This is a genomic window from Prosthecomicrobium pneumaticum (genome assembly GCF_014199915.1).
GTDB classification, from domain to species: Bacteria; Pseudomonadota; Alphaproteobacteria; order Rhizobiales; family Kaistiaceae; genus Prosthecomicrobium; species Prosthecomicrobium pneumaticum.
Genome location: NZ_JACHOO010000008.1, coordinates 175,611 through 193,880 on the forward strand (window position 1 = coordinate 175,611; position 18,270 = coordinate 193,880).

Sequence of the window (18,270 nt, forward strand, 5' to 3'; positions counted from 1 at the left end):
GATGTCAATCTCCGAGCGCGCGCGAGCGGATCTGGTCGAGGCTCACCGCGAGCATCAGCACGACGCCGCGCGTCACATCCTGCCAGAAGCTCGACACGTTCATCAGCGTCAAGCCGTTGTTGAGCGTGCCGAGGATGAGGATGGCGAGCAGCGTGCCCCAGACGCTGCCGCGTCCGCCATTGAGGCTCGTACCGCCGAGAATGATCGCCGCGATGACGGTGAGGAGGTGCTGGCCGGCGGAGTTCGGCGCCGCCGCGCCGAGCATCGCCGCGAGCACGATGCCGGCGACGGCGCCCGACAGCGCCGAGACGATATAGAGCGTGACGACGGTGCGCTCGACCGGGATGCCGATCAGCCGCGCGGCTTCCGCATTGCCACCCGAGGCATAGACATGCCGGCCGAAGCGGGTGCGCGTCAGCACGAGCCAGAGCCCGAGAAAGGTGACGAGCATCAGGATCAAGGGCAGCGGCACGCCGAAGACCCGGCCCTGGCCGATGACGTTGAAGCCCGGCACCATCAGCGGCCGCGTCAGGCCGCCCGTCATGACGAGCGCGAGGCCCGAGACGATGCTCATCATGCCGAGCGTGACGATCAGCGGATTGAGCTTCAGCCTTGTGGTGAAGAGGCCGTTGATCCAGCCGATCGCCGCGGCGACGAAGACGGCGACCGCCACGGCGAGCCAGATGTCGAGCCCCTGCATGTGGAGGAGCGAGATCACCACGCCGGTCAGCCCGGCGATCGCCGCGACGGAGAGGTCAAGCCCGCCGGCGATGATCAGCGGCGTGCCGGTCGCCGCCATCAGGCCGATGAAGGCGACGTTCGAGCCGATCGACAGCATGTTGCGCACGCTGAGGAAGAAGGGCGACAGCACCGAGAACACGACGACGAGGCCGATATAGAAGACGAGCAGCACGGCGACGCCCGACCAGGGGCGGCCGAGAAGGCTCGTCATCCGCCGGCGGGTGGCCGAGATCGTGGCGGGCGTGGCGGTGGCCATGGTCGTTCCTCAGGCAGCGTGAAAGGCGGGGTCGGCGCTGGTCGCGGCCATCAGTTGCGCCGGCGTGGCGCCGCGCCCGAAGCGGCCGACGACGCGGCCACGGTCGAGCACGAGGGCACGGTCGCCGAGGCCGGCGACCTCCTCGACATCGGAAGAGAGCACGAGCACGGCGAAGCCGCGGTCGGCGAGATCGCGCAGCTTGCCGTAGATCTCCTTGCGGGCGCCGACATCGACGCCGCGCGTCGGCTCCTCGAGGATCAGGAGTTCGACGCCCTCGACCAGCCAGCGGGCGATGCAGACCTTCTGCTGATTGCCGCCGGACAGGGTGCGGATGCGCTGCTCCGGGCCGCGCGTGCGGATGCCGAGCCCGTCGATCCATTTCTTCGCGTGGCTCGTCTCGGCACTCTTCGAGACGAAGAGGCCGCGCTCGAAGCGCTCCTGGAAGGAGAGCGCGATGTTCTCCCGCACGGTGAGGTCGGCGATGATGCCTTCCTTCTTCCGCTCCGCGGCGACAAAGCCGATGCCGGAGCGCTTGCCGGCGACCGGCGAGGCCGGCCGGTATTCCCGCCCGCCGAGCCGGATGCGGCCGGCCTTCATCGGCCCGAGCGCGCCATAGATCGCCCGGCCGAGCACCTCGATGCCCGACCCGACCAGGCCGAACACGCCGAGAATCTCGCCGGCCCGGATCGAGAAGCCGATATCGTCGAGCTTGCCGGGAAGCGACAGCGCCTCGACCGACAGGATCTCCTCGCCCTTCGCCGCTCCACCCTCGGCATAGAGGTCGCCGACCGTATTGCCGAGCATGGCGGCGAGCACGTCGGCATGGTTCGTTTCGGCCGTGCGGAAGGTGCCGGCATTCCTGCCGTCGCGCAGCACGGCGATGCGGTCGGAGATCTCGAAGACCTCCGAGAGATAATGCGAGATGTAGACGACGGAGACCGACTGCGCCTTCAGCCGGCGGATGATCCTGAAGATCAGCGTCGCCTCCTGCTCGGTCAGGGCGGCGGTCGGCTCGTCCATGATCAGGATGCGGGCCTGGCCGGCGAGCGCGCGGGCGATCTCGACGATGCGCTGCTCGGCGACGGACAGGCGCTTCATCACCGTATCCGGGTCGATCGCGCCGAAGCCGAGCTGGTCGAGCAGCTCGCGCGAGCGCCGACGCATCGCCGCGTCGTCGACCGAGCGGAAGAGGAGGCCCTTCTTCAGGGGCAGGTCGCCGGCGAAGATGTTCTCGGCCACCGTCATATCGGGCATCACCGAGATCTCCTGCGGCAGCAGGCGGACGCCGGCGGCGACCGCGGCGCTCGGCGCGGCGAAATCGACCGTCTCGCCGTCGACCGCGATCGTTCCCGCATCACGGCCGTAGAGCCCGGTCAGGATCTTCATCAGCGTCGACTTGCCGGCGCCGTTCGAGCCGAGCAGGGCGACGACCTCGCCGGCCTCGACGGTGAAATCGACGCCGGAAAGCACGGGCACGCCCCCGAAGGACTTTCCGATCCCCTGCATGTGCAGGCGCGGCGCGGCGGTCGGCATGGCGGGCCTCGACTAAGGGAAAGGGAGGTCGGCGGGGAGGAGCGCCCTCCCCGCCGCACGGTCGATCAGTTCGACGGGATCAGGTTCTCGAAGCCCTTCAGCTCCGGCGACTGGCGCAGCGCCGCGAGATGCTCCTGGAACTTCGCGTCGGGGAACTGGAAGTCGATCCCCTTGTCGTCGGCGCATTTGAAGTTCGAATAGAACTCGCAGACATTGCCCTTCGTCACGATGACGTGGTTGACGAGCACGGTCGAGGGCGTCTCCTTGCCGGCGAGCTGGGCGAGCGCGAGCGGCAGCAGATAGTTGCCGTAGCGCTCGGGGAAGTAGCCGACCGAGGCGACGAAGGTCGGCTCGTCCATCATGGTCTGGATCTCGTCGGCTCCCATGCCGACGACGACGAGGTCCGCCTCGCGGCCGGCCTGCTTGACGGCGCGCAGCATGCCGGTCGCCGACTGGTCGTTGATCGCCGTCACCATGATCGGAACGCCGGCCGGGATGCGGCCGAGCACGTTCGTCATCTGGGTGAAGCTCTCCTCGAGCACGTTCTTCGTGTCGATCTTGATGACGTGATCCGGGCTGAAGCCCTCGACGGCCGCGAGGAAGCCCTCGACCTGGCCGCCGGTGCGCATTGCCGGGATCGCGCCCGACTGCGGCAGCTCGCCGACGACGAAATAGCCTTCCTTGACCTTGTCGGCGCCGAACTTCGCGATCGCCGCCTGGCCGAGATAGGCACCGCCCATATAGCCGGAGCGGGGATTGTTGGCGCCGAAGAAGGTGGCGCCCGGCATCGGGATGTCGATCGCCGTCACCTTGGTGCTGGCGTCGTTCATCTGCTGCATGATCGTCGCGCCGAAATTGGCGTCGGTCTGGAATTCGATCACGTAGTCGACATTGCGCTGCAGGAAGCTCTGCGCGTTGGCGAGCGCGGTGGCGCCGTCGAGCCGGTTGTCGGCGATGACGAGCTCGACGCCGGCCGCCTCGGCATTCGCCTTCAGGCCTTCCTCGACCTTCAGGCAGAAGGAGACGTCGCGCTGCAGATTGGCGAAGCCGATGACGAGCTTCTCGCCATTGCGCGGCTTCGACACCGAGGCGGCCTCGGCGACCATCGCCTTGAGGTTCTCGGCGCTGATCATCGAGCCGTCATGGCCCGACAGGTTGAAGCCGTGGAAATCCTGCGCCTGGGCGGCGGTGCCCAGAAGCAGGGCGAAGGTCGCCGCCGCGGCGCCGCGCGCCAGCGGGCGCAGAGTGTGCTCGAGACGAGTCATTGGTCCGTCTTCCTCCCTCTTGTGGGCCGGTCGGCCCCTTTTCGGCCGCACCGCCGCGAGGCTCGCGGGCGGCGGCGGCCGGATGATCCTCAAGCGAACGTCGGCGGACGGAACCGGGTGAGACCTCGGAACGGCGCATCGCAGCCGCCCTCGACAGGCCGGCGGCGCGGCGATCCCCTCTCCTCCCCCGGCGCCGTCGCGACGGCCGCCTTCCTCATTTCCTCGGCGCCGGTCGGCTCTTCTTGAAAAATTGGCCAGACCAATTATGCGCGTTGTCACCATAATCAGCCTCGCCTAGCTTGCCAAGAGCTCCGCGCCGAAATCGGCGAGCGACCGAGGACGCCGGAGGAGGAACCGCCCGATGCGCATCACGAACGCCACCTGCCATGTGCTGAAATGGCCGGAACCCAATGATTTCGGCCATGACCGGATGACCGTCCTGGTCCGGCTCGATACCGACGCCGGCATCCATGGCTGGGGCGAGGCGATCGCCATGTGGCCGGAGGCCTGCAAGGCGACGGTGGCGATCGTCGAGGACGGCATCGCGCCCGTTCTCGCCGGCCGCGACCCGCGCGATCCCGAGGCCTGCTGGCAGGCGATGAAGGCGCACAGCTGGTGGTATGGCGAGGGCGGTATCGCGGCGCTCGCCATCTCGGCGCTCGACATGGCGATCTGGGACATCGCCGCGAAGGAGGCCGGCAAGCCGCTCGTCGCGCTTCTCGGCGGCGCGGCGCACGCGGCGCTCCCCGCCTGCGCGAGCCTCCACGTCAACCAGCCGACCATCGAGGATTCGGTCCGCGAGATCGCCGGACACATCGCCGCCGGCTTCCGTTCGACGAAGCTCGGCCTCGGCAAGCGCGGCCTGTCGAGGGCCGGCCGCGACCCGGATTACGACGTCGCGCTCGTCGCGGCGCTGCGCGAAGCGATCGGCCCGCAGGCCGGCATCATGGTCGATGCCGGCAACGGCACGAAATGGGATCGCGAGACGGCGATCCGCACGGTCCGGCGCATGGAGGAATCGCATATCGCGTGGATCGAAGAGCCCTTCCATCCGAGCGCGGTCGCCGACCACGTCGCGCTCGAGGCCGCGGTCGCGACGCCGATCGCCGCCGGCGAGCGCGAATGGCAGGCGGCCGGCTACGAGCGCTGGCTCGCCACCGGCGCGGTCGACGTGTTCGGCATCGATCCCGCCCGTGTCGAGGGCGTCACCGGCTTTCGCCGCGCCGCCGCGGCGATCGAGGCGGCGGGCAAGACCGTCAACGCCCATGCCTGGAGCACCGCCGTCCTGACCGCGGCGAGCCTCCATCTCTCGCTCGCCTCCCCGGGCGCGGAGCTCTTCGAGCTGAAGCCGCTGCCCGGACCGATGCAGTTCGACCTCGTCGAGACGCCGTTCTGGCACGACAATGGCCTCGTCACCGCGCCGGATCGCCCGGGCCATGGCGCCGAGCCGATCCCGGCCGTCCTCGAACGCTACCGCGCCGGCTGAAGGAGGCTGCGATGAAGACGATCGTCTGCTACGGCGATTCGAACACATGGGGTGCCGAGCCGCAGCCCTTCCGCGGCGCCGGCGGCCGTTTCGGGCCGAGCGTGCGCTGGCCCGGCGTGCTGCGCGCCCGGCTCGGCGAGGGGTTCGCCGTGATCGAGGAGGGCCTCAACGGCCGCACCACATGCGTCGACGATCCGGTCGAGGGCGCGCACAAGAATGGCGCGCGCTTCCTGCCGGTCTGCCTCGAAACGCACATGCCGCTCGACCTCTTGATCGTGAAGCTCGGCACCAACGACCTGAAGGCGCGCCTCTCGATGCAGGCCTGCGACATCGCCGCCGGCGCCGGCCTCCTTGCCGACACCGCGCTCCGCTCGGCCACCGGACCCGACGGCCGTCCGCCCAAGGTGCTCATCGTCGCGCCGGCGCCGCTCGCCCGGCTCGGCTGGCTCGCCGAAATGTTCGAGGGCGGCACGGCGAAGTCGCACCGCCTCGCCGCCGAGATGGCGGTGGTCGCGGCGGAGCGCGGCGTCGCCTTCTTCGACGCAGGCACAGTGATCGCCTCGAGCGAAGGCGACGGCATCCATCTCGACGGTGCCGCGCATCAGACGCTCGGCGAGGCGCTCGCGGAGACCGTCCGGAGCCTCTTCGCCGGCCCCTAGCCGCGTTTGGCGAGGCGGCGGGAAAACACTGGGCCATCTTGTCAAGTTGATAAATCGGATGGGACCGGCCGCCCGCCGGACCTTGTGGATCAGCCTTGGACCGCATGGAGATAGCCGTTGCGCCCCGTGCGCGCGGCTCTATAACAAGTTATCAACTTGTTGGCTCTCCGCAGCCCGGGAACGATCATGGCAGACCTCCTTCCTCCGATCTCGATCGTCCGGCCCCCCGTCATCGAGATCGGCGCCGGATCGCTCGCCAAGGTCGGGTCCTTCGCCGCGGCGCGCGGCGGCACGACGCTGGTGGTCGCCGACGCCTTCAATGCCGGGCGGGTGGATCGCCTCGGCCTCGCCGGCCCGGTCGTCGTGTTCGGCACGGTGAAGCCGGAGCCGGACATCCCCAATCTCGAGCAGCTCGTCGCGCTCGCCGACAGGGTGCGGCCCTCGGTGGTGATCGGCTTCGGCGGCGGCAGCGCGATGGACCTCGCGAAGCTCGCCGTCGTGCTCACGGGCAGCGGCCTCGATGTGCGCGGCATCGCCGGCGTCGGCAAGGCGCCGGAGCGGAGTGCCGCCCTCGTCCAGGTGCCGACCACGGCCGGCACGGGCAGCGAGGCGGGCATCCGCGCGCTCGTCACCGATCCGGCGACGCGCAACAAGGTCGCCGTCGAAAGCCGGTCGATGCTCGCCGATCTCGCCGTGCTCGATCCGGAACTGACCTTCAGCGTGCCGCCCGCGGTGACGGCGGCGACGGGCGTCGACGCGCTCGCGCACTGCGTCGAGGCCTTCACGAGCCGCCGTGCCCATCCGCTGATCGACGTCTACGCGCTCGAAGGCATCCGCCTCGTCGGGCGTTTCCTCAAACGCGCCGTCACGGACGGCGACGACGTCGCGGCGCGCACCGGGCTCGCGGTCGCCTCGCTCTATGGCGGCTTCTGCCTCGGCCCGGTCAACACCACCGCCGGCCATGCGGTCTCCTATCCGCTCGGCACCCGCCACGGCATCCCGCACGGGCTCGCCAATGCGCTGATCTTCCCGCATGTGCTCGCCTTCAACGCACCGGCAGTGCCCGAGAAGACCGCGCTCGTGCTCGAGGCGCTCGGCGTGCCGGATGGTAAGTCGGTGTTCGACGGCGCCTATCGCTTCTGCGAGCGGCTCGGCATCGACATGCGCCTCTCCGCGGCCGGGGTGCCGGCCGACGATCTCGATGCGATGGCGGCCGAAGCGCACGCCATCCGCCGCCTGCTCGACTTCAACCCGCGAGATATCGGCAAGGACGAGATCCGCGCGCTCTATCAGGCGGCCTATTGAGCGGGGGCGGGTGAATTTCGCCGTTCCCGCGGCCCGCCCTGCCCCCAATCACCGCCGCCCGGAAGACGCCTCGGCCCAGCCCTCCTCCGGGCGCGGCGGGAACGAACCGGCGGCGGCGGCCGTTCTCGGCGCATCGTTCCTGATGGGAGATGCGCCATGACGACCTTCCGTTCCGCCGCGGCGACGGCCGCGCTTCTGATCGGCCTCGCCGGCCCGGCCTTCGCGCAGGACATCGAAGTCGCGCCGCCCCCGGGCGAGCTCGCCCCGCCGCCGGGCTGCGAGCAGACGACGGTGACGACCGATGACGGCGTCGAGACCACGACGCAGACGACCACCAACTGCGCCGAGCCCTATGACGACGCGCCCGATCCGGACGGCACGACCGTGATCATCCGCTGACGCGGACCGGCCGCCGGCCTCTCGAGGGCCGGCGGCCCGCCCTCTCCCGCGCTCGCGGGATTGTCCGGCTCCGCCCGCTCTGTTAGACCGCGGCCGAGCGAGAGGGCCCCCTGATGATCCCGCGCTATTCGCGCCCCGAGATGACGGCGATCTGGTCGCCGGAGACGAAGTTCCGCATCTGGTTCGAGATCGAGGCACACGCCCTCGACGCCATGGCCGAGATCGGCGTGGTGCCGAAGGAAGCGGCCGTGACGGTCTGGGAAAAGGGTGGCGCGGCGACCTTCGACATCGACCGGATCGACGAGATCGAGCGGACCACCAAACACGACGTCATCGCCTTCCTGACCCATCTCGCCGAGATCGTCGGCGAGGACGCCCGCTTCGTGCATCAGGGCATGACCTCGTCGGACGTGCTCGACACCTGCTTCAACGTCCAGCTCGTGCGCGCCGCCGATCTGCTGATCGCCGACGTCGACGCCCTGCTCGCCGCCCTGAAGCGGCGTGCCTTCGAGCACAAGGACACCGTCACGATCGGCCGCAGCCACGGCATTCATGCCGAGCCGGTCACCTTCGGCGTCAAGCTCGCCCAGGCCTATGCCGAGTTCGACCGCTGCCGCGCGCGCCTCGTCGCGGCGCGCGCCGAGGTGGCGACCTGCGCGATCTCGGGCGCGGTCGGCAGCTTCGCCAACATCGATCCGCGCGTCGAGGAGCACGTCGCGGAAAAGCTCGGCCTCGTTCCCGAACCCGTCTCGACACAGGTCATCCCGCGCGACCGGCATGCGATGTATTTCGCCACCCTCGGCGTCGTCGCCTCCTCGATCGAGCGGCTGGCGACCGAGATCCGCCATCTGCAGCGGACCGAGGTGCTCGAGGCGGAGGAGTATTTCTCGCCCGGCCAGAAGGGCTCCTCGGCGATGCCCCACAAGCGCAACCCGGTGCTGACCGAGAACCTGACCGGCCTCGCCCGGCTGGTGCGCGGCATGGCGCTGCCGGCGATGGAGAATGTCGCGCTCTGGCACGAGCGCGACATCTCGCATTCCTCGGTCGAGCGGATGATCGGCCCCGATGCCACCGTGACGCTCGACTTCGCGCTCGTCCGGCTCACCGGGGTGATCGACAAGCTCCTCGTCTACCCGCAGAACATGAAGAAGAATCTCGACCGGCTCGGCGGGCTCGTCCATTCGCAGCGGGTTCTGCTCGCCCTCACCCAGAAGGGCGTTTCGCGCGAGGACGCCTATCGGCTCGTGCAGCGCAACGCCATGAGGGTGTGGGAACAGGGCGCCGACTTCCTGGCCGAACTGAAGGGCGATCCCGATGTGACGGCGGCCCTCACCGACGCCGAGCTCGAGGAGAAGTTCGACCTCGGCTATCACACCAAGCACGTCGACACGATCTTCCGCCGGGTGTTCGGCACCGCCTGACGCCATGCCGCACCGGATCGCCTTGAAGGCCGTTGCGCACGATGCGACGGCACCGGCACAGTGTGCGTGCGGAGAGGCCCGAGGCGCGATCGTGATCCCGAAGATCATCCACCAGACCTGGAAGAGCGCCGACGTCCCGGAGGCCTTCCGCGCCTGGCAGGCCGGCTGGCGCGCGCGCCACCCCGACTGGGACTATCGGCTCTGGACGGATCGCGACCTGCTCGTCTTCGTCGCCGCCCACTATCCGGAGCATCTCGCCAGCTTTACCGCATACCGCAACGGCGTCGAGCGGGCGGATGCGGCGCGCTACATGCTGCTCGAGCATTTCGGCGGCGTCTATGCCGATCTCGACGCGGAATGCCTGGCGGCATTCGACCCGCTGCTCACCGAGAGGCGGGTCGTGCTCTGCCGCGAGCCGGGCGAGAAAGCGCGCGAGATCGGCTCGTCGCGCGGCCTTCCATTCCTCGTGTTCAACGGGGTCATGGCGAGCCCGCCGGGCCATCCCTTCTGGCGCCATGTGCGCAGCCGGCTCGAGGTGGCGCGGAATGCACCGGACGTGCTCGATTCGACCGGGCCGTGCCTTCTGACGGGGGCCTATCTCTCTTTCGCCGCGCCCGACACGATCCGCCTCGCCGCCGCCAACCTTTTCAGCCCCGCCGCTCCGGCCGAGGCGACGCCGGACGACGACGACGGCGGCGGCACGTTCGCCCGCCATCACTGGGCCGGCACCTGGTGGCGACCGCCGCGCGGGGGTCGCTGGCACCGCGCGCGATCGGCCGTGCTCGCGCGGCTCTACAGAGCACGAATCGCGCTCTTCGGCGGAGCGAGGCTCGACCCGTCGGCAACGCGTGCCGCGGTCTCGCGCGAGGCGCTCGCCCGGCCGCTGCCCGAGGGCGACCGGATCGCCATTCTCGTTCCGGTCCGCAACGCGGTGGAGCATCTGGCTCGCTTTCTCGACGAGATCGCGGCGCTCGACCTGCCGAAGGACAAGGTGAAGCTCGCCTTTTGCGAGGGAGACAGCACCGACGGCACCTATGAGGCGCTCGAACGTCTGGTTGCGCCGCTGCGGCCGCACTACCGAGACATTCTCCTGCTCCGCCACTCCGTCGGCACGCGGTTCCGGCACGACCGGCGCTGGCATCCCTCCGTGCAGCGGGCGCGGCGCGCGGGGCTCGCGCGGGCGCGCAACCATCTGGTCGACCATGGCCTCGCCGAAGACGACGACTGGGCACTGTGGATCGACGTGGATGTCTGGCGCTTCCCGCCCGACATCGTCGCCACGCTTCGGGCGGCGCGGGCCCGCATCGTCGTGCCCAATTGCGTGCTGACCCCGGGCGGGCCGAGCTTCGATCTCAACAATTTCCTCACCCGGCCGGAACCGCGCGACCATCGCTATTATCGCGCTGTCAGGCAGGGCATCTACCAGCCACCGGCGAACACCTGGTCACGGGTGCATCTGAGCGCCTTGCGCGATCTCGACCGCGTGCCGCTCGATTCGGTCGGCGGCACGATGCTGCTGGTCGACGCGGCGCTGCACCGCGGTGGCCTGCGCTTTCCCGAGCTCCCCTACGATCACCTTCTCGAGACCGAGGGGTTCGGGCGGCTCGCGCGCGACGTCGGCGTGACGCCGATCGGCCTGCCGGGCGTCGAGATCCTTCACGTTCCCTGGTGAGCCGGCGGGTCCTCAGCCGGCGGGCCGCACCGCGTCGAGCATCGCCGTCATGCCGAGACGCAGATAGATGCTGTCGGTGCCGAGCGCGACGAAATCATAGCCGAGCGCGCGGTAGTCGATCGCCTGCGCCGGCGTGATGGCGAAGATGCCGGCCCATTTTCCGGCGGCCCGGACCGCCACCAGGATGTCGCGCGCCGCCTGCTCCATCGCCGGGCTGCGCTGGTCGACGGCCGCACCATGAGCGAGCGTGATCGAAAGATCGGACGGCCCCACGAAGACGCCGTCTATGCCGTCGACGGCGAGGATGTCGCCGAGCGCGGCGAGCGCCTCGCGCGTCTCGATCATCGCAAAGGCGACCGTCTCCCGGTTGGCACGGGCGAGATAGGCGTTCGCGTCGGTCTCGCCCGTCAGGGCGAAGGCTCGCGTCGGCCCCCAGCTGCGGGCGCCGAGCGGCGGGAACTTCATCGCCGCGACAAAGGCCTTCGCATCGGCGACCGAATTGATCATCGGCGCGATGACGCCTTCCGCGCCCATGTCGAGCGCACGGCTCGCCATCGCGAAATCACCGACCGGCACGCGCACCAGCGCCGGCTTGCCGAGCGGAACGACGGCGCCGAGGCCGCGCATCACGCCCTCCGGACCCCACAGCCCGTGCTGCATGTCGAGCGTGACGCAGTCGAAGCCCGCGCGGGCGCTCGCCTCGGCGAGCAGCGGCTCGGGGATGCCGATCCACGAGGTCAGCAGACCCCCACCGGCAGCAAGGCGCGAAGCGAGAGAAGCCATCCGTCCGTCGTCTCGGCTCAAGCTTCCTTCATCACCTGATCCTTCGCCTTGGCGAGCAGCTCGTCCATGGTGCGGCGGATCTGGTGGTCGGACTGGGCGACGCCGGCGGCGTCGAGATCGGCGCGGATCTTGCGGAACACGTCCTCGTCGCCGGCCTCCTCGAAATCGGCCGAGACGACTTCGCGGGCATAGGCGTCCGCGTCGTCGCCCGTCTTGCCGATCAGTTCGGCGGCCCACAGGCCGAGCAGCTTGTTGCGCCGGGCGGTCGCCTTGAACTGCAGCGCCTCGTCGTGAGCGAACTTCTTCTCGAAGGCGTCCTTGCGGTCGTCGAAGGTCGTCATCATCCTCTCCCGAAAGGGCCGAGCCTGACCGGCGGCCGTACGGGCCCTTGCATAGCCCGCGGCAACCCCCAAATCAACGTCGGCTCCCGGCCCACTCAAACGCCGCAATCGGGCGTCATTGTGCATTTGCGAGCGATCGAGTAGGTTCTCGCCGCGCGAGAACGGGAAGAGAACTTCGGTCCCGAGTCGCGCGCCCGTTTCGCCGCGGCGAATCCACGTTCACACGGAACCCCGGCCCATTATGGATTTCCTCAAACCACGGTATGTGCCCATGAACCGTCGTCGGCGCATCTATGAAGGCAAGGCGAAGATCCTCTTCGAGGGTCCGGAGCCGGGCACGCTGATCCAGTTCTTCAAGGACGACGCCACCGCGTTCAACAAGAAGAAGCACGAGATCGTCGACGGCAAGGGCGTCCTCAACAACCGGATCTCCGAGCACATCTTCAACCACCTGAACCGGATGGGGATTCCGACGCATTTCATCCGCCGGCTCAACATGCGCGAGCAGTTGATCCGCGAGGTCGAGATCATCCCGCTCGAAGTGGTGGTGCGCAACATCGCGGCCGGTTCGCTGGCCAAGCGCCTCGGCATCGAGGAAGGCACGGTGCTGCCGCGCTCGATCATCGAGTTCTACTACAAGGCCGACGCGCTCGACGATCCGATGGTCTCGGAAGAGCACATCACCGCCTTCGGCTGGGCGACGCCGCAAGAGATCGACGACATCATGGCGCTCGCCATCCGCGTCAACGATTTCCTCTCCGGCCTTTTCCTCGGCGTCGGCATCCAGCTCGTCGACTTCAAGATCGAATGCGGCCGGCTCTGGGAAGGCGACATGATGCGGATCGTCGTCGCCGACGAGATCTCGCCGGATTCCTGCCGGCTTTGGGACATCCAGACCCAGAACAAGCTCGACAAGGACCGCTTCCGCCAGGATCTCGGCGGCATGCTCGAGGCCTATCAGGAAGTCGCGCGCCGTCTCGGCATCCTGATCGAGCAGGAGCGTCCGGCCGGTTCCGGTCCGGTCCTCGTCCAGTAAGGACGCGCGACCTCACGACGATCAGGACGGCGGCCTCCGGCCGCCGTCTTCGTTTCCGCCCCACCCTTCCCTTCCGGGCCGCATCGCCCTAGAAGGGCGGCACCGCACGAGAAGCGAGAGGAAGCCGATGAAGGCGCGCGTCACCGTCACGCTCAAGAACGGCGTGCTCGATCCGCAAGGCAAGGCGATCGGCAATGCGCTCCATTCGCTCGGCTTTCCGGGCGTCGGCGCGGTCCGCCAGGGCAAGGTGTTCGACGTCGAGATCGCCGAGACGGACAGGACCGCCGCCGAAGCCGCGCTCTCGGCGATGGCCGAGAAGCTGCTCGCCAACACCGTTATCGAGAATTACTCGGTCGAGATCATCGGCTGACCCGCGACGGAACGGAGTACCGCCATGAAAGCCGCCGTCGTCGTCTTTCCGGGATCGAATCGCGAGCGCGACATGATCGCGGCGCTCGAGCAGATTTCCGGCCGCCGGCCCGACGTGGTGTGGCACGCCGACACCGAGCTGCCCAAGGTCGATCTGATCGTCGTGCCGGGTGGCTTCTCCTATGGCGACTATCTGCGCTCGGGCGCGATCGCGGCGCGCGCGCCGATCATGCGCACGATCGCCGAGCGAGCCGCGGCCGGCGTCGCGGTGCTCGGCGTCTGCAACGGCTTCCAGATCCTCTGCGAGGCGGGTCTGCTGCCGGGCGTCCTGATGCGGAATGCCGGGCTCCGCTTCGTCTGCAAGGAAGTGCATCTGCGCGTCGAGACGACGGCGAGCCCCTTCACCGCGGACTATGAGGCGGGCGACGTCATCCGCTGCCCGGTCGCCCATGGCGACGGCAATTACCGCTGCGACGACGAGACCTTCCGCCGCCTCACAGGCGATGAGCGGATCGCCTTCCGTTATGTCGACGCGACGGGCGCGCGCACGCCGGCCGCCAATCCGAACGGCTCGCTCGACGACATCGCCGGCATACTGTCGGAGGCCCGCAACGTGCTCGGCATGATGCCCCATCCGGAAAACCTGATCGAGCCGCTGCACGGTGGCACCGATTGCCGGCCGCTCTTCGAGAGCCTCGTCGAGCGGCTCGGCGTCGCCGCCTGAAGTCAGCCGCGCGGCCGAACCGCAGCGAGCTTCCAGACGCCGGTCGACCGGTCGAAGACATAGGTGCCGTCCCGGCAGAAGACGGCGTAGCGCAACGTCCCGTCGAAGGCGGGCGCGCGCAGCGGCGTCCCGGTGATGAGGCACACACGCGCGTCGACGTCGAACAGCCGGTCGGCGAGCGCGGAGAACTGCTCCGCCTCATAGAGTTCGCCGCCGACCGCGAGCGGGAACTTGGTCAGCCGCCGTTCCATGTCGCGATCGTCGATCTGCATGGCGTCGACGAAGCGCTCCCAGAAGAGCGAGAAGCCGTCATTGGCGCGCGCCGGCACGGAGAAGCCGAGGAGCGGCAGGACGAGGGCGAAGAGAAACGGACGAAACGTCACGCGATGAGCTTCCGGGCGGATCGGGCCGACGGGGCCAGCCGAGGGATCGAATCTAGACGCGATGCCGCCGGCCTGCTGTGACGGCCGGCACATCCCGGCGGCGGACGCGCTTTTCATTTACTCCCGTGCCGCGACGGGCTATCGGGGGCGGTCCCCCGAGCCGCCATCCGAGGATGCCGCCCTTGCTCCGCAACGACACGCCGATCACGCCCGAACTCGTCGCCAGCCACGGGCTCAAGCCCGACGAGTATCAGCGCATTCTCGATCTGATCGGCCGCACGCCGACACTGACCGAACTCGGCATCTTTTCGGCGATGTGGAATGAACACTGCTCCTACAAATCGTCGAAGAAATGGCTGCGCACCCTGCCGACCACCGGACCGCGGGTGATCTGCGGGCCGGGCGAGAATGCCGGCGTCGTCGACATCGGGGACGGCGAGGCGGTGATCTTCAAGATGGAGAGCCACAACCACCCCTCCTTCATCGAGCCCTATCAGGGCGCGGCGACCGGGGTGGGGGGCATCCTGCGAGACGTCTTCACCATGGGCGCCCGGCCGATCGCGGCCCTCAATGCGCTGCGCTTCGGCGCGCCGGACCATCCGAAGACCCGCCATCTCGTCTCGGGCGTCGTGTCCGGCGTCGGCGGCTACGGCAACTCGTTCGGCGTGCCGACGGTCGGCGGCGAAGTCAATTTCCACGCCCGCTACAACGGCAACATCCTCGTCAACGCCTTCGCGGCCGGCCTCGCCCGGACCGATTCGATCTTCTACTCGAAAGCCGAGGGCGTCGGCCTGCCGGTCGTCTATCTGGGCTCGAAGACCGGACGCGACGGCGTCGGCGGCGCCACGATGGCGTCGGCCGAGTTCGACGACCAGATCGAGGAGAAGCGGCCGACCGTCCAGGTCGGCGACCCCTTCTCGGAGAAACTGCTGCTCGAGGCCTGCCTCGAGCTGATGGCGAGCGGCGCGGTGATCGCCATCCAGGACATGGGCGCCGCCGGCCTCACCTGCTCGGCCGTCGAGATGGGGGCGAAGGGCGATCTCGGCATCGAGCTCGACCTCGACAAGGTGCCGGTGCGCGAGGCGGCAATGACCGCCTATGAGATGATGCTGTCGGAGAGCCAGGAGCGCATGCTGATGGTGCTCCGCCCCGAGAAGGAGGCCGAGGCCGAGGCGATCTTCCGCAAATGGGATCTCGATTTCGCGGTGATCGGCCGGACGACGGACGATCTCCGCTTCCGCATCCTGCATGGCGGCGCGGTCATGGCCGACCTGCCGATCAAGGACCTCGGCGACCAGGCGCCGGAATACGACCGGCCGCACGTCGCCCGTCCGGCGCCGGCGCCGATCGAGGCGGTGCCGCCGCCGAACGATTATGCGGAGGCGCTGCTGAAGATCGTCGGCTCGCCGGACATGGCTTCGCGCCGCTGGGTCTGGGAGCAGTACGACCATCTGATTCAGGGCAATACGGCGCAGCGCCCGGGTGGCGACGCGGCCGTCGTGCGGGTGATCGGGCACGAGACCAAGGCCCTCGCCTTCTCGCTCGACGTCACGCCGCGCTATTGCGAGGCCGATCCGGTCGAGGGCGGCAAGCAGGCGGTCGCCGAATGCTGGCGCAATCTGACCGCCGTCGGTGCCGAGCCGCTCGCCGTCACCGACAATCTCAATTTCGGCAACCCCGAGAAGCCGGAGATCATGGGACAGCTCGTCGGCGCGATCGAGGGCATCGGCGCCGCCTGCCGCGCGCTCGATTTTCCCGTCGTGTCGGGCAATGTCTCGCTCTACAACGAGACCAACGGCCTCGCCATCCTTCCCACCCCGGCGATCGGCGGCGTCGGCCTTCTGCCCGACATCGGAACGATGGCGACGATCGGCTTCAAGGCGGCGGGCGACACCGTCGTTCTGGTCGGCAAGCCGGGCCGCCATCTCGGCCAGTCGATCTATCTGCGCGAGATCCTCGGCCGCGAGGAAGGGCCGCCGCCGACGGTCGACCTCGCGGAGGAGCGGCGGACCGGCGATTTCGTGCGCCGCGCCATCCGCGAGCAGATCGTCTCCGCCTGCCACGACCTTTCGGATGGCGGCCTCGCCCTCGCCCTCGCCGAAATGGCGATGGCCGGCGGTGTGGGCGCAACGGTCGCGCTGCCGGAAGACGCGGCGCCGCATGCCTATCTCTTCGGCGAGGATCAGGCGCGTTATCTCGTCACGGTCTCACCCGCCTCGCGCGGGGCGTTTTTTGCCGGCGCCCAGGCGGCCGGGATCGCGGCGGCCGAGCTCGGCACGGTCGGCGGCGACGATCTGGTGGTCCGGGACTTGCTCACCATATCGGTTGAAAAGCTGGCGCGCGCCCATGAAGATTGGTTCCCCGCCTTCATGGCGGGCGAACTCTAGATTCGGGTCCGCGACGGGCAGTTCGGGAGACAGGCCATGGCGATGAAGGCGCACGACATCGAGACGCTGATCAAGACGGCGCTCCCCGACGCCCGCGTCGTCATCCGCGACCTCGCCGGCGACGGCGACCATTACGCGGCGGAGGTCGTCTCCGAGTCCTTCCGCGGCAAGAGCCGGGTGCAGCAGCACCAGATGGTCTATCAGGCGCTCAAGGGCAATATGGGCGGCGCGCTGCACGCGCTCGCCCTGCAGACGAGCGCGCCGGAATAGGGCACAGTGCCGCCATTGATCGGGTCCAGTTGAAAGGACGCGGGCCGATGTCCGACACCACCGATATTGCGAGCCATACGCTCGCCTGGATGCGCCGGCTCGACGGACGGATGGATCAGGTGACGGACGTTCTCGTCCGCCACGAGGCGCGCCTGACGCGCATGGAGCGGGACTTCGCTGACATCAAGATCGATTTCTCCTCGATGGAGGGTCGATTCCTCGGCCTGATCAACGACACGATCCGCTTGCGCGAAAGCGTCGACGAGATGTCGATCAAGGTCGAGACGCTCGACCGCGCGATCACCGCCGTCGCCCGCTCGATCGACGCCCAGTCGGGCCGCATCGATGCGGTGGGCGAGACGGTCGCGGGCGTCGGAGAGCAGCTCGGCGGTCTCGACACGAGGCTCGGCGGCGTCGAAGGCCAGCTCGGCGGCCTGGACACGAGGCTCGGCGGCGTCGAAGGCCAGCTCGGCGGCCTGGATGCGAGGCTCGGCGGCGTCGAAAGCCAGCTCGGCGGTCTCGACACGAGGCTCGGCGGCGTCGAAGGCCAGCTCGGCGGCCTGGACACGAGGCTCGGCGGCGTCGAAGGCCAGCTCGGCCGGCTGGATGCGAGGCTCGGCGGCGTCGAGGGCCGGCTCGGCGGTCTGGACACGAGGCTCGGCGGCGTCGAGGGCCGGCTCGGCGGTCTGGATGCGAGGCTCGGCGGCGTCGGTGAACGGCAGGCGCGGACCGAGGCGCGTCTCGATGGCCTGGAGAGCCGGCTGGGCGCGGTGGATACGAAGGTCGACCGGCTGGACGGCAAGCTCGACGGGCTCGCCGGCGCCCTTGACGTGCAGGCCCATAAGATCGACATGATCCTGGCGAAGCTCGCCTGACCTCCCCCGGCGAACAGAAAGACGATCCCATGAGCGACATCCATTCCTTCATCGACGGCGAGATCAAGGCGAACGACGTCGTCCTGTTCATGAAGGGCACCCCGGCCTTCCCGCAATGCGGCTTCTCCGGCCAGGTCGTGCAGATCCTCGATTATCTCGGCGTCGACTATAAAGGCGTCAACGTGCTCGCCGACGCGGAACTCCGCCAGGGCATCAAGGAATTCTCAAACTGGCCGACGATCCCGCAGCTCTATGTGAAGGGCGAGTTCGTCGGTGGCTGCGATATCGTCCGCGAGATGTTCCAGGCCGGCGAGTTGCAGGGATTCCTCTCTGAGAAGGGCGTCCCGGTCGCACAGCAGGCCTGA

19 protein-coding genes are annotated in these 18,270 nt (G+C 68.9%); 13 read left to right on the forward strand and 6 right to left on the reverse strand.

The genetic code is table 11. The annotated features are described in order from the left end of the window. Positions 1-4: 4 nt before the first annotated feature. From GGQ63_RS17840 to GGQ63_RS17850, 3 genes are all read right to left on the reverse strand, one after another. On the reverse strand, positions 5-997 hold the full coding sequence (locus GGQ63_RS17840; RefSeq protein ID WP_183857960.1) for an ABC transporter permease: 993 nt from the start codon (positions 995-997) through the stop codon (positions 5-7). A 9-nt stretch (positions 998-1,006) separates the two neighbouring features. Continuing rightward, positions 1,007-2,530 carry a sugar ABC transporter ATP-binding protein gene (locus GGQ63_RS17845; RefSeq protein ID WP_183857961.1) on the reverse strand — a complete coding sequence of 508 codons (1,524 nt, stop codon included), beginning with the start codon at positions 2,528-2,530 and terminating at the stop codon, positions 1,007-1,009. A gap of 65 nt (positions 2,531-2,595) precedes the next feature. Continuing rightward, complete coding sequence (locus GGQ63_RS17850; protein ID WP_183857962.1) at positions 2,596-3,795, reverse strand: sugar ABC transporter substrate-binding protein; 1,200 nt, start codon at positions 3,793-3,795, stop codon at positions 2,596-2,598. Between the two features lie 361 nt (positions 3,796-4,156). On the opposite strand from GGQ63_RS17850, the gene GGQ63_RS17855 reads away from it, so the two are divergent. From GGQ63_RS17855 to GGQ63_RS17880, 6 genes are all read left to right on the forward strand, one after another. Next, positions 4,157-5,281, forward strand: a complete 1,125-nt coding sequence (locus tag GGQ63_RS17855; protein ID WP_210308565.1) for a mandelate racemase/muconate lactonizing enzyme family protein — start codon at positions 4,157-4,159, stop codon at positions 5,279-5,281. Between the two features lie 11 nt (positions 5,282-5,292). Continuing rightward, entirely contained in the window at positions 5,293-5,940 is a 648-nt protein-coding gene (locus tag GGQ63_RS17860) for an SGNH/GDSL hydrolase family protein (protein ID WP_183857963.1), read from the forward strand. A 186-nt stretch (positions 5,941-6,126) separates the two neighbouring features. Further along, positions 6,127-7,245, forward strand: coding sequence for an iron-containing alcohol dehydrogenase (locus GGQ63_RS17865; protein WP_183857964.1), 1,119 nt, complete (start codon positions 6,127-6,129; stop codon positions 7,243-7,245). A 156-nt stretch (positions 7,246-7,401) separates the two neighbouring features. Beyond that, on the forward strand, positions 7,402-7,644 hold the full coding sequence (locus GGQ63_RS17870; protein ID WP_183857965.1) for a hypothetical protein: 243 nt from the start codon (positions 7,402-7,404) through the stop codon (positions 7,642-7,644). Between the two features lie 113 nt (positions 7,645-7,757). Beyond that, positions 7,758-9,065, forward strand: a complete 1,308-nt coding sequence (purB, locus tag GGQ63_RS17875) for an adenylosuccinate lyase (protein ID WP_183857966.1) — start codon at positions 7,758-7,760, stop codon at positions 9,063-9,065. A 91-nt stretch (positions 9,066-9,156) separates the two neighbouring features. After that, positions 9,157-10,737, forward strand: coding sequence for a glycosyltransferase (locus tag GGQ63_RS17880; protein ID WP_183857967.1), 1,581 nt, complete (start codon positions 9,157-9,159; stop codon positions 10,735-10,737). Between the two features lie 12 nt (positions 10,738-10,749). Here GGQ63_RS17880 and GGQ63_RS17885 read toward each other — a convergent pair whose 3' ends face one another. Together GGQ63_RS17885 and GGQ63_RS17890 are read right to left on the reverse strand one after the other, a co-directional pair. After that, on the reverse strand, positions 10,750-11,520 hold the full coding sequence (locus tag GGQ63_RS17885) for an HpcH/HpaI aldolase family protein (protein ID WP_183857968.1): 771 nt from the start codon (positions 11,518-11,520) through the stop codon (positions 10,750-10,752). 17 nt (positions 11,521-11,537) lie between these two features. After that, a complete protein-coding gene (locus GGQ63_RS17890) occupies positions 11,538-11,861 on the reverse strand; it encodes a DUF1476 domain-containing protein (RefSeq protein WP_183857969.1) in 324 nt (107 codons plus the stop codon). A 271-nt stretch (positions 11,862-12,132) separates the two neighbouring features. On the opposite strand from GGQ63_RS17890, the gene purC reads away from it, so the two are divergent. The 3 genes from purC to purQ all read left to right on the forward strand — a co-directional run bounded on the left by purC (position 12,133) and on the right by purQ (position 13,990). After that, positions 12,133-12,897, forward strand: a complete 765-nt coding sequence (gene purC / locus GGQ63_RS17895; protein ID WP_183857970.1) for a phosphoribosylaminoimidazolesuccinocarboxamide synthase — start codon at positions 12,133-12,135, stop codon at positions 12,895-12,897. Positions 12,898-13,024: 127 nt separating this feature from the next. Next, entirely contained in the window at positions 13,025-13,267 is a 243-nt protein-coding gene (gene purS, locus GGQ63_RS17900) for a phosphoribosylformylglycinamidine synthase subunit PurS (RefSeq protein ID WP_183857971.1), read from the forward strand. A gap of 24 nt (positions 13,268-13,291) precedes the next feature. Next, the gene (purQ, locus tag GGQ63_RS17905) at positions 13,292-13,990 is read left to right on the forward strand and encodes a phosphoribosylformylglycinamidine synthase subunit PurQ (protein WP_183857972.1); all 699 of its coding nucleotides are present in this window, start codon (positions 13,292-13,294) and stop codon (positions 13,988-13,990) included. A gap of 2 nt (positions 13,991-13,992) precedes the next feature. Here purQ and GGQ63_RS17910 read toward each other — a convergent pair whose 3' ends face one another. After that, entirely contained in the window at positions 13,993-14,373 is a 381-nt protein-coding gene (locus tag GGQ63_RS17910) for a hypothetical protein (RefSeq protein WP_183857973.1), read from the reverse strand. A gap of 173 nt (positions 14,374-14,546) precedes the next feature. On the opposite strand from GGQ63_RS17910, the gene purL reads away from it, so the two are divergent. The 4 genes from purL to grxD are packed head-to-tail and all read left to right on the forward strand — an operon-like array spanning position 14,547 to position 18,270. Further along, positions 14,547-16,760: a phosphoribosylformylglycinamidine synthase subunit PurL gene (purL, locus tag GGQ63_RS17915; protein ID WP_183857974.1), complete on the forward strand. Its 2,214-nt coding sequence runs from the start codon at positions 14,547-14,549 to the stop codon at positions 16,758-16,760. 36 nt (positions 16,761-16,796) lie between these two features. Next, entirely contained in the window at positions 16,797-17,030 is a 234-nt protein-coding gene (locus GGQ63_RS17920) for a BolA family protein (RefSeq protein WP_183857975.1), read from the forward strand. A gap of 47 nt (positions 17,031-17,077) precedes the next feature. Beyond that, positions 17,078-17,905, forward strand: a complete 828-nt coding sequence (locus GGQ63_RS17925; protein ID WP_183857976.1) for a hypothetical protein — start codon at positions 17,078-17,080, stop codon at positions 17,903-17,905. Between the two features lie 29 nt (positions 17,906-17,934). Then, entirely contained in the window at positions 17,935-18,270 is a 336-nt protein-coding gene (grxD, locus tag GGQ63_RS17930) for a Grx4 family monothiol glutaredoxin (protein WP_183857977.1), read from the forward strand.